Origin of the sequence: Micromonospora sp. NPDC048986 (assembly GCF_040649335.1) — a bacterium.
GTDB classification, from domain to species: domain Bacteria; phylum Actinomycetota; class Actinomycetes; order Mycobacteriales; family Micromonosporaceae; genus Micromonospora; species Micromonospora alfalfae.
This window is the reverse complement of record NZ_JBEZFJ010000017.1, coordinates 56,790-80,784: the sequence shown is the minus strand read 5'-3', so window position 1 is coordinate 80,784 and position 23,995 is coordinate 56,790. Positions and strand designations below refer to the sequence as shown.

The 23,995-nt window shown below is 73.1% G+C and carries 23 protein-coding genes; 12 read left to right on the top strand and 11 right to left on the bottom strand.

Features of this window, described 5'->3' with window-relative positions; translation table 11 throughout:
* Positions 1–177: 177 nt before the first annotated feature.
* The 4 genes from AB0B94_RS28730 to AB0B94_RS28715 all read left to right on the top strand — a co-directional run bounded on the left by AB0B94_RS28730 (position 178) and on the right by AB0B94_RS28715 (position 3,666).
* A complete protein-coding gene (locus AB0B94_RS28730; protein WP_255750123.1) occupies positions 178–303 on the top strand; it encodes a hypothetical protein in 126 nt (41 codons plus the stop codon).
* A gap of 87 nt (positions 304–390) precedes the next feature.
* Positions 391–1,341, top strand: a complete 951-nt coding sequence (locus tag AB0B94_RS28725) for a TIGR03557 family F420-dependent LLM class oxidoreductase (protein ID WP_357287384.1) — start codon at positions 391–393, stop codon at positions 1,339–1,341.
* A 104-nt stretch (positions 1,342–1,445) separates the two neighbouring features.
* On the top strand, positions 1,446–3,077 hold the full coding sequence (locus tag AB0B94_RS28720; protein WP_357287381.1) for a RecQ family ATP-dependent DNA helicase: 1,632 nt from the start codon (positions 1,446–1,448) through the stop codon (positions 3,075–3,077).
* An 85-nt stretch (positions 3,078–3,162) separates the two neighbouring features.
* Positions 3,163–3,666 carry a hypothetical protein gene (locus tag AB0B94_RS28715; RefSeq protein WP_357287378.1) on the top strand — a complete coding sequence of 168 codons (504 nt, stop codon included), beginning with the start codon at positions 3,163–3,165 and terminating at the stop codon, positions 3,664–3,666.
* Here the strand turns inward: AB0B94_RS28715 and AB0B94_RS28710 are convergent.
* Positions 3,656–5,245, bottom strand: coding sequence for an MFS transporter (locus tag AB0B94_RS28710; protein WP_357287375.1), 1,590 nt, complete (start codon positions 5,243–5,245; stop codon positions 3,656–3,658). The two genes, AB0B94_RS28715 and AB0B94_RS28710, sit on opposite strands and share 11 nt — an antisense overlap.
* Before the next feature lie 82 nt (positions 5,246–5,327).
* Here AB0B94_RS28710 and AB0B94_RS28705 point away from each other — a divergent pair, with 82 nt between their 5' ends.
* Together AB0B94_RS28705 and AB0B94_RS28700 are read left to right on the top strand one after the other, a co-directional pair.
* Entirely contained in the window at positions 5,328–6,089 is a 762-nt protein-coding gene (locus AB0B94_RS28705; RefSeq protein ID WP_357287372.1) for a TetR/AcrR family transcriptional regulator, read from the top strand.
* A gap of 9 nt (positions 6,090–6,098) precedes the next feature.
* Entirely contained in the window at positions 6,099–7,133 is a 1,035-nt protein-coding gene (locus AB0B94_RS28700) for a helix-turn-helix domain-containing protein (protein WP_357287369.1), read from the top strand.
* Between the two features lie 155 nt (positions 7,134–7,288).
* Here AB0B94_RS28700 and AB0B94_RS28695 read toward each other — a convergent pair whose 3' ends face one another.
* Genes AB0B94_RS28695 through AB0B94_RS28660 form a run of 8 tightly spaced genes read right to left on the bottom strand, consistent with a single transcriptional unit; the run spans position 7,289 to position 15,853 of the window.
* On the bottom strand, positions 7,289–8,272 hold the full coding sequence (locus AB0B94_RS28695) for a DNA topoisomerase IB (protein ID WP_238669937.1): 984 nt from the start codon (positions 8,270–8,272) through the stop codon (positions 7,289–7,291).
* Complete coding sequence (locus AB0B94_RS28690; protein WP_357287365.1) at positions 8,256–9,209, bottom strand: glycosyltransferase family 9 protein; 954 nt, start codon at positions 9,207–9,209, stop codon at positions 8,256–8,258. The genes AB0B94_RS28695 and AB0B94_RS28690 overlap by 17 nt, the downstream gene beginning before the upstream one ends.
* A complete protein-coding gene (locus AB0B94_RS28685) occupies positions 9,206–9,907 on the bottom strand; it encodes an SDR family oxidoreductase (protein WP_238669935.1) in 702 nt (233 codons plus the stop codon). The genes AB0B94_RS28690 and AB0B94_RS28685 overlap by 4 nt, the downstream gene beginning before the upstream one ends.
* Complete coding sequence (locus tag AB0B94_RS28680; RefSeq protein WP_357287361.1) at positions 9,904–11,364, bottom strand: PfkB family carbohydrate kinase; 1,461 nt, start codon at positions 11,362–11,364, stop codon at positions 9,904–9,906. Before AB0B94_RS28680 ends, AB0B94_RS28685 begins: the two co-directional genes overlap by 4 nt.
* 40 nt (positions 11,365–11,404) lie before the next feature.
* Positions 11,405–12,121: an SIS domain-containing protein gene (locus AB0B94_RS28675; RefSeq protein WP_357287592.1), complete on the bottom strand. Its 717-nt coding sequence runs from the start codon at positions 12,119–12,121 to the stop codon at positions 11,405–11,407.
* Positions 12,118–13,335, bottom strand: coding sequence for a glycosyltransferase (locus AB0B94_RS28670; protein ID WP_357287357.1), 1,218 nt, complete (start codon positions 13,333–13,335; stop codon positions 12,118–12,120). Before AB0B94_RS28670 ends, AB0B94_RS28675 begins: the two co-directional genes overlap by 4 nt.
* Positions 13,320–14,294, bottom strand: coding sequence for a glycosyltransferase (locus tag AB0B94_RS28665; RefSeq protein WP_357287354.1), 975 nt, complete (start codon positions 14,292–14,294; stop codon positions 13,320–13,322). The genes AB0B94_RS28670 and AB0B94_RS28665 overlap by 16 nt, the downstream gene beginning before the upstream one ends.
* Positions 14,291–15,853 (bottom strand): HAD-IIIA family hydrolase, encoded by a 1,563-nt coding sequence (locus AB0B94_RS28660; protein WP_357287589.1) that lies wholly within the window; start codon positions 15,851–15,853, stop codon positions 14,291–14,293. Before AB0B94_RS28660 ends, AB0B94_RS28665 begins: the two co-directional genes overlap by 4 nt.
* Before the next feature lie 270 nt (positions 15,854–16,123).
* On the opposite strand from AB0B94_RS28660, the gene AB0B94_RS28655 reads away from it, so the two are divergent.
* The 3 genes from AB0B94_RS28655 (at position 16,124) to AB0B94_RS28645 (ending at position 18,485) form a co-directional block, all read left to right on the top strand.
* Positions 16,124–16,564: an SRPBCC family protein gene (locus AB0B94_RS28655; protein WP_357287351.1), complete on the top strand. Its 441-nt coding sequence runs from the start codon at positions 16,124–16,126 to the stop codon at positions 16,562–16,564.
* Between the two features lie 2 nt (positions 16,565–16,566).
* Complete coding sequence (locus AB0B94_RS28650; protein WP_357287348.1) at positions 16,567–17,568, top strand: SDR family oxidoreductase; 1,002 nt, start codon at positions 16,567–16,569, stop codon at positions 17,566–17,568.
* A gap of 149 nt (positions 17,569–17,717) precedes the next feature.
* Entirely contained in the window at positions 17,718–18,485 is a 768-nt protein-coding gene (locus AB0B94_RS28645) for a polyprenol monophosphomannose synthase (RefSeq protein WP_210785233.1), read from the top strand.
* Between the two features lie 240 nt (positions 18,486–18,725).
* On the opposite strand, the gene AB0B94_RS28640 is transcribed toward AB0B94_RS28645, so the two are convergent.
* Entirely contained in the window at positions 18,726–20,333 is a 1,608-nt protein-coding gene (locus AB0B94_RS28640; RefSeq protein ID WP_357287344.1) for an NAD(P)/FAD-dependent oxidoreductase, read from the bottom strand.
* A gap of 72 nt (positions 20,334–20,405) precedes the next feature.
* Here AB0B94_RS28640 and AB0B94_RS28635 point away from each other — a divergent pair, with 72 nt between their 5' ends.
* Positions 20,406–21,839 (top strand): aldehyde dehydrogenase family protein, encoded by a 1,434-nt coding sequence (locus AB0B94_RS28635; RefSeq protein WP_357287341.1) that lies wholly within the window; start codon positions 20,406–20,408, stop codon positions 21,837–21,839.
* 70 nt (positions 21,840–21,909) lie between these two features.
* Here the strand turns inward: AB0B94_RS28635 and AB0B94_RS28630 are convergent, their stop codons facing one another.
* On the bottom strand, positions 21,910–22,311 hold the full coding sequence (locus AB0B94_RS28630) for a ChaB family protein (RefSeq protein WP_210785235.1): 402 nt from the start codon (positions 22,309–22,311) through the stop codon (positions 21,910–21,912).
* Positions 22,312–22,487: 176 nt separating this feature from the next.
* On the opposite strand from AB0B94_RS28630, the gene AB0B94_RS28625 reads away from it, so the two are divergent.
* Entirely contained in the window at positions 22,488–23,474 is a 987-nt protein-coding gene (locus AB0B94_RS28625; protein ID WP_357287338.1) for a YihY/virulence factor BrkB family protein, read from the top strand.
* 100 nt (positions 23,475–23,574) lie between these two features.
* Entirely contained in the window at positions 23,575–23,991 is a 417-nt protein-coding gene (locus tag AB0B94_RS28620; RefSeq protein ID WP_088947320.1) for a DUF2795 domain-containing protein, read from the top strand.
* The last annotated feature ends 4 nt before the right edge of the window (positions 23,992–23,995 follow it).

Here is a 23,995-nt window from a genome sequence, read left to right as displayed (position 1 = left end):
GTGCGCCCCCGTCGATCCGCTGGTTGCGCTCGCTCATGCGGCCCCCGTACCCCATCTCTCGCGCGCCCTCGGCGCACCGCCACCGGCAGGCGGTCCTGCCATGGTCACACTGAGCGAATCAATAGTCAATAAACCTTACAGTTGCCTGGCGGCCCGCATTCCGGGGAGAGTGCGGGGATGGATCCCGTCCTGCTGGCCGACGCGACGAGCCCGGCTGACATCCCCGGCGTACGCCTGCTCGGCCTGGTGGTCGGTGCCCTGCTGCTGCTCGCCGCGATCCGGGCGATGTTCGGACGACGCTGACCCGCCCACGGCGAGAACCGGTGTGACCGGGCGCCGCCGGGGTACGGCTCTCCCCATCAGCAGGTCCGCGTGCCGAAGGGGTAAGCCATGAAGATCGGATACTTTCTGTCCAGTGAGGAGTTCACGCCAGCCGAGTTGCTGGAGCAGGCGCGCGGTGCCGAACAGGCCGGCTTCGAGGCGCTGTGGATCTCCGACCACTACCACCCCTGGGTGGACGCACAGGGCCAGAGCCCGTTCGTCTGGTCGACGATCGGCGCGCTCAGCCAGGTCTGTTCGTTACCGGTGACCACGGCGGTGACCTGCCCGACAGTGCGGATCCACCCGGCGGTGATCGCGCAGGCGGCGGCGACCAGCGCGGTGCTGCACGGTGGGCGGTTCGTGCTCGGCGTCGGCAGCGGCGAGGCGCTCAACGAACACATCTTCGGTGACGCCTGGCCGCAGGCGGACGTCCGGCTGGAGATGTTGGAGGAGGCCGTCGAGGTGCTGCGCGCGCTGTGGGGCGGCGGCTTCGTCAACCACCACGGCAAGCACTACACAGTGGAGCACGCCCGGATCTACACGCTGCCCGACGCTCCCCCGCCGATCTACGTCTCGGGCTTCGGGCCGAAGGCCATCGACCTGGCCGCCCGGATCGGCGACGGCTACCTGAGCACCATGCCCGACGGCGAGATGGTCCGGCGCTTCCGCGAGAACGGCGGCGGCGACAAGCCGTGCCAGGCCGGCTTCAAGGCGGCGTACGCGGACAGCGAGGAGGCGGGGCTGCGCATCGCCTACGAGCGCTGGCCCAACGCGGGGGTGCCGGGTGAGCTGTCCCAGGTGCTGCCCTCGCCGCGGCACTTCGAGCAGGCCGCCGAGTTGGTCAGGCCGGAGATGCTGAAGGAGGCGTTCGTCTGCGGCAACAGCGCCGACGCGCACCTGGAGATGATCGACAAGTACGCCAAGGCCGGCTTCGACGAGGTCTACGTGGCCAACACCGGACCGCACCACCAGGGTCTGTTCGACCTCTACCAGCGTGAGGTCCTGCCCCGGCTGCACTGAGCCGGCGATCAACGAGCCGGCCATCGGGGGCATGGGCGATACCCGGGCCCATGATCGTCCGAACGCGTTTCGGCGGTCATGGGCCCGGGTACCTCCGGCCCTCGATGAAACTGTCCACGCACTCGATGACGTTGCGCCGCGCGGCCCGCAGCCTTTTCGGCTGGAAGGCGCTACGGCCCAACCAACTGGCCGCCATGCGCGCCGTGATGAAGCGGCGAGACGCCCTGGTGGTGCTGCCCACCGGAGCCGGCAAGTCGGCGATCTACCAGATTCCGGCCAGCCTGATCCCCGGCCCCACAGTGGTGATCTCACCACTGCTGGCCCTCCAGCAGGATCAGATCGCCTCCCTCAACGAGCGGCAACGCCCGGAGCTGCGGGCGGTGCGGATCAGCTCGAACGAGTCGCCGACGCAGCAGGCCGAGGCGATCACCGAGATCCGCGAGGGCAGGGCTGAGTTCCTCTTCATCACCCCGGAACAGCTCAGCAATCCCGAGCGAATGGCCGAGGTCGCCGCCCTGAAGCCGGCCCTGGTGGCGATCGACGAGGCGCACTGCATCTCCGCGTGGGGGCACGACTTCCGACCCGACTACCTGGCGCTCGGGCACCTCATCGACGGTATCGGCCGGCCGCCGGTGGTCGCGCTGACCGCCACCGCCTCCCCTCCGGTACGCGACGACATCATCGCCCGGCTGCGGCTGCGCGACCCGGAGGTGGTGGTCTCCGGACTGGACCGGCCGAACCTGTTCGTCGAGGTCGCGCACTGCCCCACCGAGGACTACCGGTGGCGGCGACTGATCGCGCTGCTGAGCGACGACGAGCGGCCCGGGATCATCTACGTGCCGACCCGTCGCGCCGCCGAGGAGCTGGCCACCCGACTGACCGACGCCGGTTACCCGGCGCAGTTCTACCACGGTGGGATGGCGGCCGGCGCACGCCACGAACTGCACGAGGCGTTCCTCGCCGACGAGGTCCCCATCATGGTGGCGACCTCGGCGTTCGGCATGGGCATCGACAAGCCCAACATCGCCTGGGTGGTGCACATGGCGCTGCCCGATTCGCCGGACAGCTACTTCCAGGAGATCGGCCGGGCCGGACGCGACGGGCAACCGGCCCGGGTGCTGCTGCTCTGGCAGGCCGAGGACGTCGGCCTGCAACGGTTCTTCAGCGGTGGCCTGCCCGATGTCGAGGAGCTGCGCGACCTGGCCGCGCTGCTGCGCAAGAAGCCGGCCACCAAGACCGAGCTGCGCGAGACCACCGGTCTCGGGCCGCGCAAGCTGGGCCAGTACCTCTCCCTGTTGGAGCAGGTCGGGGCTGCCGAACCACGCGCCCGGCAGCGCATCGGCGCGCCCCGTTACTCCCCCAACCCGACCGACGCCGCCGCCGCGGCGCTGGCCGAGGCGGAGCGCCAGCAGACAGTGACCCGGTCGCGCACCGACATGATGCGGGCCTTCGCCGAGACCCGGGCCTGCCGGGGGCAGACCCTGCTTGCCTACTTCGGCGAGCAGATGACGCAGGTCTGCGGCCACTGCGACAACTGCCACAACGGCACCAGCGTGGCCGACCAGGGTGCGGTCGGGCCGTTCCCGGTGCACAGCCAGGTGCGGCACCCGGAGTGGGGATCCGGCATGGTGCTCTCCTACGAGGAGGACAAGATGACGGTCCTCTTCGATGAGGTCGGGTACAAGACGTTGTCGGTGCGCGTGGTGTCCGAACAGGGCCTGCTGACCCTGGACTAGCCTGACCCGGGCGCCGCTTTCGGGCCCGGTGGAACGACCAAGAGCACCGATTGACCAAGCAGAGCAGGGCGGAAGGGGCGTTGTCGTGATCGAGCAGCCGGCGTACACCGGGTTCGGTTTCTCCGACGAGGAGTGGGGGCTGCTGGTCGGCCTGCCGCAGTCGGTGCTGACCGCGGCGAGCGCCGCCGAGTCCGACGGCACCCGCCGGACCATGGCGGAGACCGCGGCCGGGCTGGAGACCATCGCCGCCGGCCGGGAGTCGGCCAGCCCGCTGGTCACCGCCGTGGCCGGCGAGATCGTCACCCGGGTCGGTGACCCGGAGGCCGGCGAGGAGCTGCCGGTCATCGCGCCCGCCGACCCCGTGGCGTACATCGACGACGTGTTGCTGCGGGCCGGCGAGGCCGCGGCGTTGCTGGCCGCGCGGGTCGACGAGGGTGAGGCCGGCGCGTACAAGCACTGGCTCGTGAAGATCGCCGAGCAGGTGGTGGGCGCCGCGTCCAGCGGTGGGCTGCTGGGCATCGGCGGCGAGTCGGTCAGCGACTCCGAGCGGCGTTTCCGCGACCGGCTCGCGCACGTGCTCAGCGACTGACCGACGACAACGACGTGTCGGCCGGACCGGTCGGCTCGGCGGCCAGCGCCGTGGAGTCGGCCGGCCGGACGCCGCGCAGCGTGACCAGCGCGGTGACCGTGCCCAGCAGCATCACCGCCATGGCGGCGTACGCGGCCAGGTGCAGCCCGTCGGTGAACGCGACAGCGGCGGCGTGCCGCACCGCGTCGGCCAGCTCCGCCGGCAGTCCCCGGGCGACCGCGAGCGCGCCGCCCAGGGTCTCCCGGGCGGAGGCGGCGGCGTCGGCGGGCAGCCCGGCTGGCAGGCCGTCGACGACCTCGCGGCGGTAGACCGCCGCGCCAACGCTGCCCAGGATCGCCATACCCAACGCACCGCCCAGCTCACTGCTGGACTCGGTCAGCGCCGACGCGACACCGGCCTGCTCGGGCGGCGCCGCGCCGAGAACCAGCTCGGTGACGAGGGACATCACCATCACCAGGCCGCCCGCGTAGACACTGGCGCCGACGAGCAGCAGCCACAGCGGCGTCTCCGGGGTGACCCTGGTCAACACCACGAAGCCGACCACTGCGATGCCGAACCCCGCACCGATCAGGTACGCCCGTTCGACGCGCTGGGCCAGGGCGGCGGCGGCCGGCGCGACTCCGCCCACGGCGAGGGACGGCACGAGGCTCCACAGCGCCGCCCGCAGCGGGCTCAGGCCGAGCACCAGTTGGAGGTGCTGGGTGGTGAAGATGGCGAAGCCGACGATGGCGAACATGGCCAGCAGGTTCACCGCGAGCGACCCGGCGAAGCCGCGACGGCGGAACAGCGCGAGGTCGACCATCGGGTACGCCCGGGTCCGCTGCCGGTGCAGGAAGAGCGCCCCCACCAGCAGACCGCCGACGATGGCGAGGACCCGCACCGGGCTGAGGCCGTCGCGGGCCATCTCCTTGATGCCGTAGACCACCGGCAGCAGCGCGCCGAGCGACAGTGCCGCGCTGACCAGGTCGAACCGCCCGGTGGCCGGGTTGCGGAACTCGGGTACCAGGAGCGGGACGAGCAACAGCAGCATCAGCATCGCCGGAATGTTGATCAGGAAGATCGAGCCCCACCAGAAGTGCTCGAGCAGGATGCCGCTGAGCACCGGGCCGATCGCGATGCCGCCGGTGAGGGTGGCGGTCCAGATGCCGATGGCGGTGCCGCGCTGCTTGGCGTCGTGGAACATGTTGCGCACCAGGGCGAGCGTCGAGGGCATCAGGGTGGCCCCACCGACGCCGAGCACGGCCCGGGCGGCGATCAGCGTCGCGGTGCTGTCGGCGTACGCGGCCAGCAGCGACGCCGCACCGAACGCGGTGGCGCCGATCAACAGGAGTCGACGTCGGCCGATCCGGTCACCCAGGGCCCCCATGGTGATGAGCAGGCCGGCCAGCACGAAGCCGTAGATGTCGAAGATCCATAGTTGCTCGGTGGCGGTGGGGCGCAGCTCCGCGCTGATGAACGGGACGGCGAAGTAGAGCACCGACACGTCCATCGAGACCAGGAGCAGCGGCAGCATCAGCACCGTGAGCCCGATCCACTCCCGCCGGCCCGCTCGCGGTGCCGGTGTGGTGGTGACCGTCATGACGAGTTCTCCTTATGCGTATGGCGTACGCTGTTATGCGTAGACCATACGCAGAACTAGGATGGCGGGGCAAGGAGGAAATGTGGCGGCGAAGACAGACGACAGTGGGCCCGTACTCCCGTCGGCCATCGAGAGCGCCTGGGGGCTGCGGGAGCGGCCACCGAAGGGCCCCCGGCCGGGAATGAGCGTGCCCGCCATCGTGGACGCCGCCGTACGCGTCGCCGACGCCGACGGTCTGGCCGCCGTCTCGATGAGCCGGGTGGCCAAGGAGTTGGGCGCCGCGACCATGGCCCTCTACCGGTACGTCGGCTCCAAGGACGAGCTGCTGATGCTCATGGTGGACGCCGGTTACGGCCCATCCCCCGGCCCGCCCGTGCCGGAGGACGACTGGCGCGCCAGCCTCACCCGGTGGGCCTGGGCCGAGCACGACGTGCTGCGGCGACGGTCCTGGCTGCTGCACGTGCCGATCAGCGGCCCACCGATCACCCCGCAGCAGCTCGGCTGGATGGAGGACGGGCTGCGCTGCCTCGACGGCACAGTGCTCGGCGAGAGCGAGAAGATGTCGGTGCTCCTGCTGATCACCGGGTACGTCCGCAACGAGGCCACCCTCACCTCGCAGATCGCCGAGGGCAGCCGGGCGGCCGGCGTCGAGCCCAGCGAGATGATGCCGGCGTACGGTCGGCTGGTTGCCCGGCTCATCGACCCGGCCCGCTTCCCCGCGCTTCACCGGGTGCTGAGCGCCGGTGTGCTCTACCAGGACGACGACCCCGACGACGAGTTCGTCTTCGGCCTGGACCGGATCCTCGACGGCGTCGAGGCGCTGATCCAACGCCGGGCGGGCTGAGGGAGCCCCATGCTGCCGAGAGACTCCATCGACACCACGGTCCTGCCACCGGGCGAACGGTTCGGCATGTGGCTGGACCTTGTCGCACGCACCTCGGTGCCGCTGCGCATCCAGTCCGCGCACAGCGACGACTTCGCCGCCCGCGCCGACTTCATCGCGCTCGGCCCGATCCAGTTGGCGCAGTACGAGTACCCGTCGCTGGACGCCAGCCGGACCCGGAAGCTGGTCCGGCAGTCCGACCCTGAGCTCTACATCCTCGCCCTCACCACCGGCGGCGTCGGCACGTCCAGTCAGGATGGTCGCCGCAGCGAGATCCTGACCGGCGAGTTCACCTTCTACGACGGGTCCCGGCCGCACGACGTCTGCCACCACGCCACCGAGCCCGACCGCGAGCACGCCACCTCGATCGTCACGATGATCCCGCACGCCGCGCTGCCGCTGCCACCACAGCGGATGGCAGCGCTCTACGGCGGCCGGATGTCCGGCAGCGAGGGGGTCGGGGCGCTGTTGGCGCAGTTCCTGCTCCAGGTGACCGGGCACCCCGAGCAGTACCATGCCGCAGACGCCAGCCGGCTGGGCGCGGTGGGACTGGACCTGGCCACCACAATGCTCGGCCGGCACCTCGTCGCCGAGGACGCCGTGCCCACCGAGGTCCGCCGCCGGGCGCTGCTCACCCAGGTGCAGTCGTACATCCACAGCCACCTCGGCGACGCGACGCTCGGCCCCCAGGTGGTCGCCGACGCCCACCACATCTCGGTACGGTCCCTGCACCGGTTGTTCGAGGCCGAGGACACCACAGTGGCGTCGTACATCCGGGATCTGCGGCTGGCCCGGTGCCGGCGCGACCTGACCGACCCGGCGCTGCGCAACCAGCCAGTGCAAACCGTTGCGGCGCGGTGGGGTTTCTCCGACAAGGCCCACTTCAGCCGGGCATTTCGGGGCGCGTACGGCACCACCCCCCAGGAACACCGCGACAGTGGCTCGGATCTGGCGCGGATCGTCAACAGCCAGGCGTCCACCGTCAACTCGCTGCCGGCAGACTGACACCAACGCGGCCGGCCATCACCTGGTGGGCCGCCAACGGGGGCCGTGGCGAGGCGCCCGCCGCGCGAGCGGCGGGCGGCCGCCCGGTGGCATCCCGCTGACGCCCGAGGCTCCGGCTCCGTCGCGCTTCCCCCCAGAATCGCCGACGGGGCCGGTCAGGCCCCCTCCAGCAGCTTCAGGACGATCTGCTCCGCCTCCTCGCGAGGCGCCCGCGGATCCACCGACGCCACCACCCCGTCGTGGTAGAGGTCGACCACCCGGGGGTCCACGTACGACGCGCGAGCCACCGTCGGCGTGTTGCCCAGCAGCTCCGCCACCGCACGCATCACGGCGACCACCGCCTTACGCCGGGCGGTCACCGAACGGGCCGGACCGGCCGTGGCCAACTCGGTGGCCGCGAGCACTGTGGCGTGCCAGGTGCGGAAGTCCTTCGCTGTCATCTCCCCACCGCTGGCGTCGCGCAGGTAGCCGTTGACCTCGTCGCTGCGCACGTCGCGCCACTCCCGGCCGTCCCAGTAGCCGAACAGCCGCTCCGCCCGCCGACGACGACGGCGCAGATTCACCAGCACCTGGCACAGCTCCGGGTCCTCGATCCGGCGTACCTGCTCGATGCCTCCCTTGGCGGGAAACACGAGCACCACACAGCCGCGCCGGGACCGGGCATGCTCGGGGCGCAGGGTGGCCACCCCGTACGTCGGGTCGTCGCCGGCCGCGTACTGGTCGCTGCCGACTCGGAACATCCCCATGTCCAGCAGTCGGGTCACCGTCGCCAGCACGCGGTCCCGGCCCAGTCCACGTCCGTCCAGGTCCCGCCCCACCCGCTCACGCAGCGCCGGCAGCCGGCGCGCCACCTCCAGCACGCGGTCGAACTTCGCCTCGTCCTGCTTCTCCCGCCACCGCTGGTGGTAGACGTACTGCTTGCGTCCGGCCGCGTCGATCCCGATCGCCTGGATGTGCCCGTTCGGGTGCGGCGCGATCCACACGTCCTGCCAGGCCGGCGGGATGACCAACTCCCGCAGCCGGGCCAGGACATCCGGATCCCGCACCGGAGCGCCAGACGGGTCGACGAAGAGCCAACCCCGTCCGCGCCGACGCCGTCCGTACCCCGGTCGACCCGGGTCGCTACGCCGCAACCGCACCGGAGACCCGCACCACCCTCTCCACCTCGGCCACGGCGGCCAGCACCTCGTCCAGGCGCAGGGCCGCCATCGTCGGGTGGCTTCCTACCCCATCCCACCTGGGCCAATCCGCCTTTCCGGCCCAGAGCACCCGGTGCCGTGGCCGGTCCGGTGGAGGCCCCCAGTGCGCCGGTGCAACCGGCCCGAAGAGGACCACCGACGGGGTGCCGTACCCGGTGGCCAGGTGGGCGACCCCGGTGTCCCCGCTGACCACCAGCCGGGCGTCGGCCACCAGCGCGGCGAGCGCGCCGAGGTCGGTCCGGCCGGCCAGCACGGCCTCCGAACTCAGGGCCGCCGCCTCGGCCACCCGGGCCGCCAACGCCCGTTCGTCGGCCGAACCGGTGAGCAGCACCCGGTGCCCCTGGTCGGTCAGTGCCCTTGCCAGCGCGGCGAACCGCTCGGCGGGCCACCGCTTGGCCGGGATCTTGCTGCCCGGGTGCAGCACTGTGACACCGGTGGGCAGCCCGGCCGCAGCGGGCCGACGAAGGCTGAGGTCGGCACGGTCGGCCGGGATGTCGTACCAGGACAGCAGCCGGCACCACCGGTCCACCTCGTGCTCGTCGACGGCCCAGCACGGGCCGTCGTCGCAGCCGGCGTCCGGGCTGGCGAAGGCGAGAAGCCGACCGGGCCGGGTGGCCGCGAGCAGCCGGTGCGACTGCGGGCCCCGCCCGTGCAGGTTGACAGCCGTCCACGGCGCCGACCCCACCCGGAGAGGACGATCCAGCCCCGCGGTGTCCACCAGCCGGTCAACGCCACCGACCAGGTCGACGAGCGGGGCCAGCCAGCCGGGCGCGGCGAGCGCCAGCTCCCGCGACGGGTACGCCGCCCGCAGCGCCCGCAGCGCGGGCACCGCTGTCACCAGATCGCCGACGCCGAGGGCGCGCAGCACGAGGATCACGGGTACGAGGTCTCCTGCTCGGCGCAGACCACCATCTCGCGCACCGCGCAACCGGGCGGCTGGTTGAGCGCGAACATGATCGCGGCGGCGGTGTCGGCGGGCTCGTTGAGGTTCGCGTCCGGCCCCGGCTTGTACTGCGGGTCACGTTCGTCGAAGAACGCGGTGCGCATCCCACCCGGAATGAGCAGTGTGACGCCGACCTGACCGGCCAGCTCGGCGGCGAGGGCTCGGGTGAACCCCACCACGCCGAACTTCGCCGCGCAGTACGCGGTGGCGTCGCTGACCGCCTTGACGCCCAGGGTCGAGGCGACGGTGACGATGCGGCCCCGGGAGGTCAGCAGGAACGGCAGCGCGGCCCTGATCACCGCCGCGGTGGCCAGCAGGTCGACGGCGACGATCCGGTCCCAGGTCTCCCCCGGCAGGTCGGCGAGTCGGCCCGGCACGTCGGTGCCGGCGGCGGTCACCACCGCGTCCAGGCCGCCGGCCTGCTCGGCGAGATGCTGGGTGGCGGCCTCGGCGGCCCGCGTGTCGGCCAGGTCGCACTCGGTCCAGGACACCCCGTCGGCCGGCGGTTGCCGGTCCAGCACGAGCGGTCGGCCACCGGAGGCGGTCACCGCGGCGACCACAGCGGCGCCGAGGCCGCTGGCGCCTCCGGTGACCAGGACTGTGGGCCCGGCACCGGGCCGCGTGGCGGTCATCGGGTCCGCTCCGCGAGCGTGCGGACGATCAGGTCGGTGGTGGAACGACCGTCCAGATAGGGCACCACAACGGTGTTGCCACCCCAGCGGCGCAGGACCTCCGCCTCCGGCAGGGTGGCGCTCGCGTCCCCCCCGCCGGTGGCGTAGTCGCCGCCCTTGACCCAGACGTCGGGGCGTACCCAGGACAGCGCCGTCTCCGGGGTCGGCTCGTCGAAGATGAGGACCGCGTCGACGCAGCTCAGGGCGGCCAGCAGTCGGCTGCGGTCGCCTTCGGACTGCACCGGCCGGTCCGGCCCCTTCAACGCCGCCACGCTGGCGTCGGAGTTCAGGCAGACGATCAGGCAGTCGCCGAGCTGCCGGGCCGCCTCCAGGGTGGCCACGTGCCCGGCGTGCAGCAGGTCGAAGCAACCGCCGGTCGCCACCACAGTGCCACCCGCGGCGCGTACCTCGGACAGGAGCGTGGCGACAGCCGGCACTCCCACCCGGTCGGCCACCGCAGCACCTCGTGGTCCCGGCTGGAGGGCTCGCGGCCCCGGCGCACTCCTGGCCCGCACCGTGGGCGCCGACGAAGGCAGCGCCGTGGCGACTCCCCCACCGGCCACGTAGGCGGACGCCTCGGCGACCGCCACCTGCACCGCCTCGGAGACCAGCGCGCCCTGGGCCAGTGCGAGGCTGGCCGCCGCCGCGAACCGGTCGCCGGCACCGCAGGTGTCCCCCTCCGCGCTACCCGGCGTCGGCACCACGAGCGGCGTCGACCCGGCGTGGCAGAGCAGCGCGCCGTCGCCGCCCAGCGTCACAGCGACAGCGCCGGCCCGCCAGCGCCGCCGTAGCCCCTGGGCGCCCCGGGACGCCGTGGCCAGTCGGGAGGCGCCGGGCAGCGCGGGGACCAGCTCGCGCACCTCCGACTCGTTCGGGGTGGCCAGGTGCACGCCGGGCACTGCCGCCGGGCCGCGCGGGTGCGGGTCCCACACCACCGGCGCGCGGGTGGCGGCCAACGCGTCGCGCAGCGCGGGCTGCCGGGCCACCCCCCGGCCGTAGTCGCTGACCAGCACCGCCGACGCCCCGGCGATCACCCGGAGCACCTCGTCCGAGGGCTGACCCGGTTCCCCGGACGCGCCGCCCCGGTCGTGACGCAGCAGCACCCGCCCCCGGGCCCGCAGCCGGATCTTCTCCGGTGTCGCGCCGCAGAGGGCCAGTGGGTACACCTGCACACCGGCGGCGGCGAGCAGAGCGCTCAGTCGGGCCCCACCGGCGTCGTCGGCGAGCGCGGTCACCAGCACCACCTCGGCGCCCTGCGCGGCGGCGAACACCGCCGCCAGACCGGCGCCCCCCGGCCGGTCGGTGGCCACTGTCTCGTCGAGCACCGGCACCGGGGAATCCGGGCAGAGCCGGTTCACCACACCTTCCACATCCCGGTCGAGCAGGGTGTCCCCGAGCACCACCACCGGTCCCCTCACGCTTGCCTCCTCATCCTCACGGGTCGACCTGCTGTCCGGCTCACGCGTCGACCTGCTGTCCGGGCCCGCCGTCGAGCACCACCTCGACCCCGGTGCGTACCGGCGCGGCGCTCACCCGACCGTCCGGTGCGGGCTCCCCGGGCACGGGGCGGACGACCGCCGGATCGGCGACCGCCGCCAGCGCGGCGGGCAACTCCTGTTCGAGGTACTCGCAGAGCAGATGACTGGTCACCAGGTGCAGCTCCTGAACGACCTGGGTGTCCGGGGACGCGACGGCCAGCACGTCGTCGCAGGCGTCGGCGAGCGGATTGGGGGCGGCGCCGGTGAGCGCCCAGGTGGTCACCCCGACGTCGCGGGCCGCCTGCGCGGCGGCGACCAGGTTGGCGCTGGTTCCGCTGGTGCTCAGCAACAGCAGGATGTCGCCCGGGCGGCCGTGGGCGCGCACCTGGCGGGCGTACACGTCGGTGTATCCGTAGTCGTTGGCGATGGCGGTGAGCGCGCTCGTCTCGGCGTGCAGCGCGATAGCCGACAGCGGCTGACGGTCGTCGTGCAGCTTGCCGACCAGCTCGGCGGTGAGGTGCTGGGCTTCCGCGGCGCTGCCTCCGTTGCCGGCCACCAGCAGACGGCCCCCGGCGGCCAGCCGGTGGGCCAGGTCCGCGCCCCAACCCGCCAGCTGTCGCTCACACAGTCGGTACGGCACCAGCGCCGCGGCGAGATTCGTCAGGTGGGTGTCGAGCAGGCTGCCCGTCGGCATCAGGCCACCACCCGGGTCGGCCGGCGCACGGCGGCCACCTCGCTGTAGACCTCCACCAGCCGCTCGGCGGTGGCAGCCCACGAGTACCGCTCCCGGGCCCGCTCACGCGCCGCGGTCGCGTACGCGAAACGCCTGATCCGGTCGTCGAGCAACCCCTGGATCGCGGTGGCCAGCGCGCGCGGGTCCCGGGCCGGCACGAGGTCGCCGGTCGTCCCGTCGACCACCGTGTCCCGGATGCCGCCCACTGCCGTGCCGACGACCGGCACCCCACAGGCCATCGCCTCCAGCGGGGTCAACCCGAACGGCTCGTACCAGGGTGCGGCGACCAGCAGGTCCGCCGAGCGGTACCAGCGGCCCATCTCCTCCCGGGGCACCGCGCCGACCAGGTGCACCCGATCGGCCACCCCGCACGACTCCGCGAGGGCACGCAGCCGGCGGGCGTACGGGTCGGTCTCCAACAGCCCCTCGGGTGGGCCGCCGACGACCACGCACTCGGCGTCCGGAACCAGCGCCATCGCGCGGACCACGGTCTGGAAGCCCTTGCGCTCGACCAGCCGACCCACTGTGAGGATGCGGGCCCGTCCCGGTTCCCGGTCGGCGGCCGGCCCGAGTGGGGCGAAGGTGGTGAGGTTGACCCCGGAGGGCACCACTGTCATCCGGGACCGGGGCACACCCATCCGGACCAGCTCGCCCACCTCGTCGCGGCACTGCGCGACGATCCGGTCCACCGAGCGGCCCAGCTCCCGCTCGTAGGCGACCCGCCGGGCCGGGCTGGTGTCCTGCACACCCTGGTAGCGGCGCTTCACAGTGCCCAGCGCGTGGTACGTCTGCACCACCGGCACCCCGGTCTGCCGGCCGGCGGTCAGCCCGGCCAGGCCGCTCATCCAGAAGTGCGCGTGGATCACCTCGGGCACCCAGTCGCCGCCGCGCCAGCGCTCGATCAGCCAGTTGCTGAACTCCCGCATGTGCGGCAGCAGCGCGTCCTTGGCCACCGGCTCGGCCGGGCCGGCCGGCACGTGCACCACGTCGTACCCGTCCGGGCTGCGGACGGTCACCGGCAGGTCGGGCGCGTCGCGGCGGGTGTAGACCCGCACCTCGTGCCCGGCGGCGGCGAGCGCGGCGGACAGCTCCGCGACGTGCGTGTTCTGGCCGCCGGCATCCTCCCCTCCGAGGACGGCGAGCGGGCTGGCGTGCTCCGAGATCATCGCGATCCGCATACTTCCTCCTCCAGCAGCCGGTCCCAGTCAGCGAGGAAACGGTCGAGGCCGTACCTGTCGCGCGCGGCGGTTCGCGCCGCCGCTCCGGCCTGCCGCGCGGTGGCCGGTTCGGCGATGAACCGGCGGGCGGCGTCGAGCAGGGTGTCGGTCCGGGTGGCGAGCGCCCCCGCCTCCGGGGGCACTGCCATCACCGCCTCGGTGGTGGCGAGCGCGACGACCGGCATGCCGATCGACATCGCCTCGATGAGGCTGAGCCCGAGGGAGGTCCACCGGCACAGGTGCAGGTACGCCCGCCGCCGGGCCAGTTCGGTGTGCATCCGCTCCTGGGGCACGTCGTCGTGGCTGGTCAACCGGTCGGCGGGCAGCCCGAGGTGGTCGGCCAGGCCGGCGACGCCCATGCCGAACACGTCAAGCGGCGCGATCTCGGCGAACTGGGGCAGCAGGTCGGTGCCGGTGACCCGACCTCGCCGTACCGGCTCGTTGATCACCACGGCGAGCCGGTCCAGCTCCCCCGTGTACGACGCGGAGGGGGCGACGATGCCGTGGTCGACCACTGTGGTGCGAGTGGCGCCGGTGTCCCAGAAGATCTGATTGAACCCGGTGACGTGGGCGATGAGCAGGTCGTCGCGGTCGGCCATCGGGTGGCGGGTGTTGGGCACGTCGCCCTTGGGGGTGTTGTGCTCGACGTAGATCGCGGGAAGGTCGCGGCCGGGGCGGCGACGAAGCCACTGCTCGGCCCGGTCGATCTCCTCGGGGCGTTGCAGGATGACCACGTCGACGTCCGCGCTCGGCAGCTGCTCCGGGCTGACCTCGACAGCGCTGTCCGGCCACGGGTAGGTGCGGGCCCGGCCGAGGCCGTACGGGCCGCGGTCGGGTGTGGTGGGAATCAGGTAACGATGGCTGCCGTGCACGAACGACGTGGTCCAGGAGCCGTGCACGTGCCAGAGCAGGATGTTCATCGGCCGCCACCACCGCTGACGGCGAGGGTCCGGAGCGCGTCCACCACGTCGCCCGGGTCGACGACGCTGAGGCAGGGGTGCCCGGGAACCGGGCAACTGGCCGCCCGGCTGTCCCGGCAGGCAGCGGCGGCGTCCCCGAGCCGGACGGTGGGCACCCGGTAGGGCCCCCACTGGCCGAACGGGACGGTCGGCGCGAAGAGACTCACCACCGGCACACCGGCGGCGGCCGCCAGGTGCGCGGGCCCGGTGTTGCCGACCACCACCGCGCTGGCGTCCGCGACGATCGCGGCCAGCCCGGCCAGGTCGGTGCGGCCGCCCAGGTCGGTGCCGCCGGCAGCGGCGACCCGGGCGGTGACGGCGCACTCGTCCGGGCCGCCGGTGACCAGCACCCGGTGCCCGGCGTCGGCCAGCGCCCCGACGATCCGGGTGGCCACCTCCGGCGGGCAGGCCCGGCTCGACGCGGCCGACCCGGGGTGCAGCACCACGTACCCCGGATCGCCGAGGTCGGCCGGGCGCTGCGGCACGGCGTCCCGGCGCAGCCGCAGAACCGGTTCGTCGCCGTCGGGCAACCGGTGGCCGGCGGCGGCGGCAAGGGAGAGCGCGCGTTCGGGTTCGGGGACGCCCACCGGCACCCGGTGCCGGATGTCCAGCAGCGAGCCCGGATAGTCGTCGCTGATCGCCGCGATCCGGCCGATCCCCGCCATCCGCAGCAGCAGCGCCAGCGGCAACGCGGACTGGTGGAACGAGGTGAACACCACCGCCTGGTCCGCGCCGACAGCGCCCAGCCGCGCGGACAGGCTCCGCATGGCCTCCGGGTCGACCGGACCCGGCGCGGGGTCGATCCACGGCAGCGGATGTTCGATGATCTCGTCGACGCCGGGCAACAGGTTGGCGGCGGCCCGGCCGCGCGGCCCGCACAGCAGCACCACTCGCTCCGCTCCGGCCGCGACGGCGCGGATCGCCGGGCCGGTGACCAGCACGTCACCCGCCGAGTCCGAGCGGACCACGAGCGCCGTCCGTACCGGTTCGGTGGGCGGGGTCGAGGGCTGCACTGCCCGTTGGCGGCGCAGGATCTCCGCCACCGCCGCCGGCAAGTCGGTGGCCACCCATCCGGCGGCGGCGACCTCCTCCGGCCGGGTCACCGGGGTGGGCACCAGCACCCCCGCCGCCCCGGCGGCCAGGGCGGCGGCGACGTCCCGGCCGATGTCGCCAACGAGTACGCAGCGCGACGGCGTCGTGCCCAGCTCGCGGGCGGCGGCGTACACCAGGCCCGGCGCCGGCTTGCGGCAGTCACAGCCGTCGGCGTCGTCGTGCGGGCAGACCAGCCACGCGTCGAACCGGCCCAGCAGCTCCTCGACGCGGGCGTGCACCGCCCGCATCTGCGCACCGGTGAAGTAGCCCCGGGCCAGGCCCGACTGGTTCGTGACGACGGCCAGCCGCAGCCCGGCCGCGCGCAGCCGGTCCAGCGCCGCCCGCGCGCCCGGCACCGGCCGCACCTTCTCCGGGTCGCCGTTGTACGGCACGTCCTCGATCAGGGTGCCGTCGCGGTCCAGCAGCACGGCGTCGTAGAGCACCGCTCGGGAGCTTGCGACAGACCTGGAACCGGCGCGGTCAGCAGCGGCGTAAACCGGGGCTGACCTGCGCTGATACGGATCCTCCTGGTCCTGTCGCACAGCCGGCGGGTTCCCTGCGCCCCGAGGAGTAAACGTCGTCGTCGAGGGGGTGGGCCGGCGCCGCCAGCGATGCCCCGGGTCGGCCTTACCCGCCGTTCGAGAGAAGCTAACCCGGTCGGTTGTTAGCCGGTGCCGTGCTCCGGGTATGGGATCCCGGTGGCGATTGTGGAGAAAGTGATCGACGCTTCCCCTGAGCAGGTGTTCGACGTGCTCGCGGACGGATGGACCTACAGCGACTGGGTGGTCGGCACGGCGCACATGCGGGACGTGGACGACGCCTGGCCCCGGGTGGGCAGCCAACTGCACCACCGCGCCGGGCCGTGGCCGTTCTCGTTGCAGGACGCCTCGACGGTGCTGGTCTGCGAGCCGCCGCGCCGGCTCGTGCTCAAGGCCGGGCTCTGGCCGGCGGGCGAGGCGGTGGTGGCCTTCACCCTGGAGCCGGTCGGCGACGGCGCCACCCGGGTGCGCCTCGGGGAGGACTTCGCGGCCGGCCCGCTTCGCTGGGTCCACAACAAAGTCAACGATCTGGTGCTGCACCGGCGTAACCGGGAGACGCTGGCCCGGCTCTCCGACATCGCCACCCGGCAGAAGGGGTGACAGTGACCCGGACCGTGGTGGTGACCGGCGCGAGCGCCGGCGTGGGCCGAGCTGTCGCCCACACGTACGCGGCGCGCGGCGCCCGGCTGGCGCTGCTGGCGCGGGGCGAGGCGGGGCTGGCCGCCGCAGAGCTTGAGTGCCGACTGCGCGGCGCGACGGACGTGCGGGTGTACCGGGTGGACGTGGCCGACGCGGGCGCGGTGCAGCAGGCCGCCGACGACGTGGTGCACCGCTGGGGTGGCATCGACGTGTGGGTCAACAACGCGATGGCGTCGGTGTTCGCGCCGGCCTGGGAGATTCCGGCGCGCGAGTTCCGTCGGGTCACCGAGGTCACCTACCTGGGCACCGTGCACGGCACCCTCGCCGCGCTGCGGCACATGCGGGCGCACGGGCGGGGCACGATCGTGCAGGTGGGCTCGGCGTTGGCCTACCGGGGGATCCCGCTCCAGTCGGCGTACTGCGCCAGCAAGCACGCCGTCCAGGGGTTCAACGACTCGCTGCGCGCCGAACTGCTGCACGACTGCCCGGGGGTGAAGTTGTCAATGGTGCAGTTGCCGGCGGTCAACACGCCGCAGTTCTCCTGGGTCCGTACCCGGCTCCCCCGGCATCCGCAGCCGGTGCCGCCGATCTTCACTCCGGAGTTGGCGGCCCGGGCCGTCGTCTGGGCCGCCGACCGCGGCACCAGAGAGTTGAACGTGGGTGGCCCGACCTGGCAGGCCCGGGTGGGCGACGCCCTGTTTCCCGGCCTGTTGGACCGGAAGCTGGCCCGCGACGGCTACGACAGCCAGCAGACCGGTGAGAAGATCGATCCGGCGACCTGGCGGGACAATCTGGATCACCCCGGCGATGCGGACACGGACCGGGGCACGGCGGGTGTTTTCCGCGAACAGGCACGTGACCGTTCCGCGGCGCTCTGGGTCGGCACGCACAAACCGGCGCTCTCCGGTGTCGCGCTCGCCGTCGCGGCGCTCGCCCTCAGCGCTGTCGCGCGCCGTCGGCGCTGACCAGAACGAGCCTCTGACCAGGGCTTCGACGCCCGCGCACGGTAGGCGGCGAAAGTCCGCAACGCCCGGAAGGGGTGCCTCCCTCGGACCGAATCCGGGAACTAGATACCCTTTGCATGACCCTTGTCCGCAAACCGAGGATGACCGACATGATCAAGCCGGTGCAGTTGCCGTCGCCGTGGCGGGACGCACGCCTGACCGTCGTCGTGCCCACCTACAACGAGGCGGGCAACCTCCCGACGCTGGTCGAGCGACTGCTCGCGCTGCCGCTGCCGGGGCTGCGCATCCTCGTCGCCGACGACAACTCCCCCGACGGCACCGGGGAGGTGGCCGACAAGTTGGCCATCGAGCACCCCGACCGGGTCGAGGTCGTGCACCGCGCCGGCAAGGAAGGCCTCGGCCGGGCGTACGTGGACGGGATGACCCGGGCGATCGAGGGCGGCGCCGAGTACGTGGCGCAGATGGACGCCGACCTCTCGCACCCGCCCGAGGCGCTGCCGGGGATGCTCGGCGCGCTGCTCTCCACCCAGGCCAGCGTGGTGATCGGTTCCCGGTACGTGCCCGGCGGCGAGCTGGACGAGAACTGGCCGCTCTACCGCCGGGCGCTCAGCGGCTGGGCCAACCTCTACGTGCACACCCTGCTGCGGGTACGCATCCGGGACCTCACCGCCGGCTTCAAGATCTGGCAGGCCGAGGCCCTGCGCGACATCGACCTGGAGCGGGTGCAGTCCAACGGTTACAGCTTCCAGGTGGAGATGCACTACCTCGCCACCAAGCTGGGGCACACCATCCTGGAGGTGCCGATCCGTTTCGAGGAGCGACGCGACGGCGTCTCCAAGATGACCACCGCGACGAAGGTGGAGAGCGCGCTCATGCCCTTCCGGCTGCGCAGCAAACACCGCAACATCACCCGCTGACCCCACCCCTGCCCTCCCCCGCTGACCCGGCCAACCCCACCCGCCCTGGTCGATCATGGACTTGTGGTGCCCGTTAAACACCCCGGTGGGCGCTTTGCCACCCACCACAACTCCTTGATCGACGGGCGAGGGACGACGGGCGGGGTCGGGGGCGGGGTCAGGGGGTGGAGGGTGGGTTGGTCCTTGTTGCGCCGTTGCGCGAGGCGGCCCTGATCGGCAGGAAGTGGGGCTGGTTCCGCGTCAGTCGGGGTAGATGGCGCGGTGGGCGGTGGAGACGGCCGCGGCGTAGGCGCGGCCGGTGAGCGCGCGGTCGCGGGCCAGCGCGGCGCGGGCCGCGTTCGCGCCCGGTGCGCCGTGCACACCGCCGCCGGGGTGCGCCGACGCGCTGGCCAGGAAGAGCCGGTCCACCGGGGTGTCCGCCCGGCCCAGGCCAGGGATCGGGCGGAGGAAGAGCTGCTGGTACGCGGCGGCGGTCCCGCCGCCGAGCGTGCCACCGACCAGGCTCGGGTTGCCCTTCTCCAGGTCGGCCGGTCCGGCCACGTGTCGGCCCACGATCAGGCGCCGGAAACCCGGCGCCGCCGCCTCCAGCACGTCCTCCATCCGCTGCACGTGCCCGGCGACCTCCTCGGCCCGCCAGTTCCGCCGGAACGGCAGATGGGTGTACGACCAGAGCGACTCGGTGCCCGCCGGGGAGTGGCTCGGGTCCGCCACCGACATCTGCCCAACCAGCAGGAACGGGTCGCGGGGCAGCTCACCTCGGGCCAGCTCACTGGCGTAGTGGGTGAGCCCGTTCAGGTCCGCGCCGAGGTGCACGGTGCCGGCGCCGGCCAACTGCCGGTTCGTCCAGGGCACCGGAGCGGAGAGCGCCCAGTCCACCTTCAGCGTGGAGCCGTCCCACCGGAAGTGCGCCAGGTCCTCCACCAGCCGGGACGGCAGTGCCGCGGCGCCGACCAAATCGAGATAGAGCGCCGGCGCCGGCACGTCGGCGAGCACGGCCCGCCGGGCCCGCCACAGCGCGCCGCCGACGGTCCGGACCCCCATCGCCCGGCCCCGGGCGGTGAGCACCCGTTCGGCCCGGGCACCGTAGATGATCGTCCCGCCGCGCGCCTGTAGCCGATCCACCAGCGCGTTGGTGATCTGCTGCGCGCCGCCGTTCGGCACCGGCCAGCCGACCTGCTGGCCGAGCATGGCCAGCAGCCAGCCGTACACCCCGGAGCCGGCCTCCTCCGGGGAGAGGTCGGTGTGCAGGGCGCAGCCGGCCAGCAGGGCCGGCCCGCCGGGACCGTCGAAGAGTTCGTCGCCAAGTTTGCGGACCGGCACGACGAGCCGGCGCGCGAGTCGCAACGCGCCCGCGACGCGCAACCGACGCAGCAGGCCTAGCCCGCCCCGTACCGGCGGGAAGGGCGAGGTGATCGCCTCCAGCATCGGCTCGGCCACGTCGAGCCAGTCGGTGTACGCGTTGAGCCAGCGCTTACCGTCCCCGGGGGCGAACTGCTCCAGCGACGCCGCCGTGACGTCCGGATCCCGATTGATCACCGCGGCTCGACCGTCGGGCAGCAGGTGCGCCAGCACGTCCGGCGAGTGCCGCCAGGACAGTCCGTGTCGACCCAGGTCCAGGCCGCCCAGCACGGGCGAGGCGTACCCGAGGGGGTAGAACGAGCTGTACAGGTCGCTGAGGTAGCCGGGCGCGGTGACCTCCGCGGAGCGGACCGCGCCGCCGGGCACCGCTGTCGCTTCCAGCACCACCACGTCCCAGCCGGCGTCGGCCAGCAGGTTGGCCGCCACGAGACCGTTGTGCCCGGCCCCGACGACGACGGCGTCCGCGCTCTGCGCGGTGGTGGTTGTCATCGGATCCGCCTACCCGGCGCGCAACCGGGCGAAACGCGTTTGCCTCGTCGAGGCCGGGGCATCCAGCGCCGCATGTACACGGTTGCGCAGCTGGTGGGCGGGGTGTGGGGTGCGGGCGGCGACGGCGGCGAACTGGTCGTGCGTGATCCGGCGGACGACACGCCGGTGAGCACGGTGCCGGTGGCCACGGCCGACGAGGTGGGCAAGGCGACCCAGGCGGCCCGCAACGCGGCGGCCCAGTGGGCGGCGACCGCCCCGGCGGAACGGGCGGCGGCGGTGCACCGGGCCGCGGACGCGGTGGAGGCGGTCATCGAGGAGTTGGCGGCGGCGGTCACCGCGGAGATGGGCAAGCCGTTGGCGGACGCCCGCGGCGGCGTCGAGGCGGGGATCGGCACCCTGCGACAGTATGCGGAACTGGCACCGCTGCGCGGCGGGCGCACGCTGAACGGCGAACCCGACGCGCTGGACTTCCTGACCCCGCAGCCACGCGGGGTGGTCGCGGCGATCACCCCCTGGAACGACCCGGTAGCGGTCTCCTGTGGACTGCTCGGCGCGGCGGTGGTGACCGGGAACGTGGTGCTCTACAAGCCGAGCGAACGGACACCGGCGACGGGGTGGCTGCTGGCCCGGGCACTGGACCAGGCGCTGCCGGCCGGGGTGTTGTCACTGCTCACCGGCGGCCCGCAGGTGGGTGCGGCACTGGCCGCGCAGGACGTCGACGTGGTGGCCCACGTCGGTTCCACAGCCACCGGGCGGGCGATCGCCGCCGCGGCGGCCCGCACCGGGGCGAAGGTGCTCCTGGAGAACGGCGGCAGTGACCCGTTGATAGTGGACGCGGGCGTCGACCCGCAGTGGGCGGCGGAGCAGGCAGCGCTCGGCGCGTTCGCCAACGCGGGGCAGATCTGCGTGGCGGTGGAGCGGCTCTACGTGCACCGGGAGGTGGCCGACGACTTCGTGGCCGCGCTGGTACGACGCGCGGGAGCGCTGCGGGTCGGGCCGGGACGGGACCCGGGCACCGAGCTGGGCCCGCTGGTCGACCGGCGGCACCGGGAGCACGTGCACGGGCAGGTGGCGGCCGCTGTGGCCGACGGCGCGCGGGTGCGGGTCGGCGGCGAGGTGCCGGACGGGCCGGGGGCGTTCTACCCGGCCACCGTCGTCACCGACTGCCGCCACGACATGCCGCTGGTCCGGGAGGAGACCTTCGGGCCGGTCGCCCCGGTGGTGGTCGTCGACTCGTTCGACGAGGCGCTGCGTTGCGCTGCGGACTCACCGTACGGGCTGGCCGCCACGGTGCTGACCCCGTCGATGAGTCACGCGCAGCGGGCGTGGCGGGAGCTCCCGGTGGGCACGGTCAAGGTCAACGCGGTGTTCGGGGGCGCGCCGGGGGGTGCCGCGCATCCGCGCCGGGCCAGCGGGCAGGGCTTCGGGTACGGCCCGGAGCTGCTGGACGAGTTCACCGCCACGAAGGCGGTACACATCGAGGCGCCCGGGGGCGGGCACTGGTGAACGGTGCGGGCGGACGCAGGGGTGGCGCGTCCGCCCGTACCGCGTCGGTTGTGCTCCGGTGTGGCTGGGGTCAGTCGCCGCGGGCCTTGCGGGTGGCGCGGTCGTTTGCCTTCTCGATGGCCGTGACCAGCTCCGGTTTGGTCATGCTGGACCGCCCCGGCACGTCGAGTTTGCGGGCCACCGACATCAGGTGGTCCTTTGTGGCGTTGGCGTCCACGCCGCCCGCTGTGGGGGCCCGTCGTTCCGGCCCGCCGCCGGCGGCCTGCTGGTCGCTGGGGCCCTTGCGACCCTTCGGCTCCCAGTGGTCGCCCACCTTCTCGAACTGATGCTTCACCGCGGCGAAGGCGGTGCGGTGCGACCGCTCCCCCTCGCCGTAGGTCTCGACCGCCGAGTCGTGCGTCTTCTCCCAGGTGCGCTGCGCCTTCTCCGGGGAGCGTCGCAGCGTGCTGGGCAGGTCTTCGCGCCCGGGCATCTCGTCCTCCTCCGTGTCGACAGGGTCACTGTGACCGTTCCCCGGTGACCGGGCGGCAAACCCTAGCGACGCCGGCCGGGTACCGGGTGGGTTTGTCGATTTCACCATCCGGGTACCGGCGGGCCAGGCCAGACCGGACGACCGGTCAACCGGTGGCCGGGGCGCAGGGAGCGGGCATGACGACCACGGAGCCCGGTACGACGCTCGACGGCACACCGGGCACCCGGGTGCCCCGACGGATGCGGCAGTTGAGCTGGCGGACCTGGCGCGGGGTGCTGGTCCGCAGCGTGCAGAACTTCGTCAACGACAACTGCTCCGACTGGGCCGCGGCGCTGACCTACTACGGGGTCCTGGCGCTCTTTCCGTCCGCCATCGTGGTGGTGGCGTTGGTCGGTCTGGTCTCCGACGGGGAGCGGACCCTGGACACGGTGGTCGACCTGGCCAACCAGGTGGGCGCCGGGTCGGTGCTGACCGACGACGAGGGCGGCGTGGTCGGGGTGATCCGGACCGTGGTGCTCGACCAGAGCAACCCCAAGCTGCTGCTGAGCTTCGGCCTGCTCGGCGCGCTCTGGTCCGCGTCGGGTTTCATCGGCGCGTTCACCCGCGCCTCCAACGCTGTCTACGGGGTGACCGAGGGCCGCCCGGTCTGGAAGCTTCGGCCGCTACAGATCGGCCTGGCGGCGATCACGCTGGTGCTGCTCGCTGTTGTCGCCCTCGGCCTGATCGTCAGCGGGCCGGTCACCGACGCGGTCGGCGACCTGATCAACGCCGGCGGGCTGGCCCGTACGACGTGGAGCGTGGCGAAGTGGCCGGTCCTCGCCATGATCATGATGGTGCTGTTGTCCCTGCTGTTCTGGATCGCGCCCAACGTGCGCCAGCCCCGGTTCCGCTGGCTCACCCCGGGCGGCGCGGTGGCCCTGATCTCCTGGGCGGTGGCCTCCTTCGGCTTCGGCCTCTACGTGGCCAACTTCGGTTCGTACAACACCACCTACGGCAGCCTCGGAGCGGCAATCGCGTTCCTGGTCTGGCTCTACCTGTCCAACTCGGCGTTGATGCTCGGTGTGCAGATCAACTCCGAGGTGCAGCGCGGGCGGCAGTTGCAGGCCGGCGACCCGGACCCGGACGAGCCGGTGCTGCCGCCCCGCAAGCCCGCCGACGAGTGAGCTCCCGTTCGGCAGTGGTGTCCGGTTCGCCGCCGGGCCGCGGGCCGGTTCGTGGCCCGGTGCCGGTTTACCGGGCGGGGTGCCGGGTAGCGCAGAAGGCATGGAGCGTGGCAACAGCAAGCACGGACCGAGGATCGACGAACAGATGAGCCAGGAGGTCAGCGGCCTCGTACAGGGGCCGGGGACCGGTGGCTCTCGGGTCGACGAGTCGCGGGTGCCGGAACCGGCTGGCGAAGACCAACCGGAGACGACCACCGCCCCGGCCGGCGACCTGCGCACCGGCACGCCGCAGGGCATGAGCTCTACGGACGTCGAGCAGCGCAGCCGGCTCGGCCGGTTCATCTCGATGAGCGCGCTGCCGGGCGACCGTCTGGTGCTCATTGCCAGCGCCCGTGAGAACGAGGCGCCGGACGACATCGTGGCGGCGCTGGAACGGCTGCCCGAGGGCACCGTCTACCAGACGGTCTCCGAGGTGTGGGCCGCGCTGGGCAACAAGAACGAGACAACCCGCTGGTGACCAG

Bases quoted from the DNA above. Each gene is read 5' to 3' on its own strand.
- AB0B94_RS28730 (WP_255750123.1), top strand. From the start codon at position 178: ATGGATCCCGTCCTGCTGGCCGACGCGACGAGCCCGGCTGACATCCCC.
- AB0B94_RS28725 (WP_357287384.1), top strand. From the start codon at position 391: ATGAAGATCGGATACTTTCTGTCCAGTGAGGAGTTCACGCCAGCCGAG.
- AB0B94_RS28720 (WP_357287381.1), top strand. From the start codon at position 1,446: ATGAAACTGTCCACGCACTCGATGACGTTGCGCCGCGCGGCCCGCAGC.
- AB0B94_RS28710 (WP_357287375.1), bottom strand. From the start codon at position 5,245: ATGACGGTCACCACCACACCGGCACCGCGAGCGGGCCGGCGGGAGTGG.
- AB0B94_RS28700 (WP_357287369.1), top strand. From the start codon at position 6,099: ATGCTGCCGAGAGACTCCATCGACACCACGGTCCTGCCACCGGGCGAA.
- AB0B94_RS28685 (WP_238669935.1), bottom strand. From the start codon at position 9,907: ATGACCGCCACGCGGCCCGGTGCCGGGCCCACAGTCCTGGTCACCGGA.
- AB0B94_RS28670 (WP_357287357.1), bottom strand. From the start codon at position 13,335: ATGCGGATCGCGATGATCTCGGAGCACGCCAGCCCGCTCGCCGTCCTC.
- AB0B94_RS28665 (WP_357287354.1), bottom strand. From the start codon at position 14,294: ATGAACATCCTGCTCTGGCACGTGCACGGCTCCTGGACCACGTCGTTC.
- AB0B94_RS28645 (WP_210785233.1), top strand. From the start codon at position 17,718: ATGATCAAGCCGGTGCAGTTGCCGTCGCCGTGGCGGGACGCACGCCTG.
- AB0B94_RS28640 (WP_357287344.1), bottom strand. From the start codon at position 20,333: ATGACAACCACCACCGCGCAGAGCGCGGACGCCGTCGTCGTCGGGGCC.
- AB0B94_RS28635 (WP_357287341.1), top strand. From the start codon at position 20,406: ATGTACACGGTTGCGCAGCTGGTGGGCGGGGTGTGGGGTGCGGGCGGC.
- AB0B94_RS28630 (WP_210785235.1), bottom strand. From the start codon at position 22,311: ATGCCCGGGCGCGAAGACCTGCCCAGCACGCTGCGACGCTCCCCGGAG.
- AB0B94_RS28625 (WP_357287338.1), top strand. From the start codon at position 22,488: ATGACGACCACGGAGCCCGGTACGACGCTCGACGGCACACCGGGCACC.
- AB0B94_RS28620 (WP_088947320.1), top strand. From the start codon at position 23,575: ATGGAGCGTGGCAACAGCAAGCACGGACCGAGGATCGACGAACAGATG.